Annotated in this window: 2 protein-coding genes and 1 pseudogene; all 3 read left to right on the forward strand. The window is 45.9% G+C overall.

Features of this window, described 5'->3' with window-relative positions; translation table 11 throughout:
* Positions 1-390: helix-turn-helix domain-containing protein (locus ACJMNB_RS05420; protein WP_032557811.1), on the forward strand; the 390-nt coding region annotated here is incomplete at its 5' end.
* A 279-nt stretch (positions 391-669) separates the two neighbouring features.
* Positions 670-1092, forward strand: a complete 423-nt coding sequence (locus ACJMNB_RS05425) for a dihydrofolate reductase family protein (RefSeq protein ID WP_004291474.1) — start codon at positions 670-672, stop codon at positions 1090-1092.
* A 238-nt stretch (positions 1093-1330) separates the two neighbouring features.
* A pseudogene (locus ACJMNB_RS05430) lies at positions 1331-1512 on the forward strand (RteC protein); the annotation flags it as partial.

The raw sequence follows: 1512 nt of genomic DNA on the forward strand, positions 1-1512 counted from the left end.
ATGCCGCTGGCAGAGTTCTTCCGTGATATGGCAAACAGAGAGCTGGAGTGTAGCGTGAGCGGGTTCAGTTCCGAAGCACGTAAAGCGTTGCTGACACACGCATGGCCGGGCAACGTGCGGGAACTTCGGCAGAAAGTTATGGGTGCTGTATTGCAGGCGCAGGAAGGTGTTGTCATGAAAGAGCATCTGGAACTTGCCGTGACGAAACCGACCTCTACTGTCAGCTTCGCCTTGCGCAATGACGCGGAGGATAAGGAGCGGATATTGCGTGCGTTGAAACAGGCAAACGGCAACCGGAGTGTCGCCGCCGAACTGCTCGGAATAGGCAGGACAACACTATACAGCAAACTTGAAGAGTATGGACTTAAATATAAATTCAAGCAATCATAGCCTGTAATTCACTGAATTTGGCTATCTTTGCATAACATTTGAGAAAAACGGCGATTGGCAGGAGCTTTTCGCCGCCAACATATAGGATAAGACCGCAAGGCGTTTCAAGCGAAAATCTGGTAAATTGGAACTACGGAGACGATTGCGTGATGCTTATGCTATGCTTACGCATAGCGTGCATTCACGTACTCTCCGTAAAGGCTTTACCAGAGCCATCGCTTGAAGGTAGTGTGAATTGCACGCTACTTTTTTACCCTTGCCTAACGAAAGGAAACGATTATGGGTAAAGTTCAGATTCTCGCCGTACTGACGATGGACGGATGTCTTTCTTCAGAGTTATATGATAAAGCACATCAGGATTTGTGCCTTGACCGTTGCGGTCTTGATGAAATCAGGAAGAAAGCCTTTTACCGTGTGACACCGGACTATTCCATTTCAATGCTGCACGAATGGAGAAAAGACTGCACAAACATCCGTTACCTCGCGGAAGCCACACCGGACACGGCAGACTATATAAACGGACTGCTGCGGATGCACGCTGTGGATGAAATCATACTATACACCGTTCCTTTCATATCCGGAAGCGGACGACATTTTTTTAAGTCGGCTCTGCCAGAGCAACACTGGACGCTTTCCTCCTTGAAAAGCTATCCCAACGGTGTATGTCGCATTATCTATATCCTTGATAAAAAAGCAAGATAACCAAAATGTGCGGCAAGCATACATTTCTATTTTCAGGAATAGAATAAATGTTCCGATTACAAACAATTTAAGTCGGAGATAATTTGTCCTTGTGAAAAAATACTGAATTTTACACCTCTGAAATCCAGCACTTTGTAAAATTGAGTGTTGGATTTTTTATTTTCTGCCGCGTTTTTTGCCAATTATATTCATGTGCGCACGCAGAAAACAAAGTGTAATTTTCAAAATTGACAGAACCATGAATTATTTCTTGCTGGCGGAAACCGACTTTTTCCGCCTGATAAACGAAGCCGGCGACTGCAATATGGAAACGGCATACACGGCTTTCGCCACCCAAGTGATCGAACTGTGCAACGGCGGCATGGACATGAACCTTACCGTCATCGCGCTTGCCTACATCGAAATCGAGTTGCAGCACCA

This window comes from Fibrobacter sp. (genome assembly GCF_045131395.1).
Classification (GTDB): Bacteria; Fibrobacterota; Fibrobacteria; order Fibrobacterales; family Fibrobacteraceae; genus Fibrobacter.

Bases quoted from the DNA above. Each gene is read 5' to 3' on its own strand.
- ACJMNB_RS05425 (WP_004291474.1), top strand. From the start codon at position 670: ATGGGTAAAGTTCAGATTCTCGCCGTACTGACGATGGACGGATGTCTT.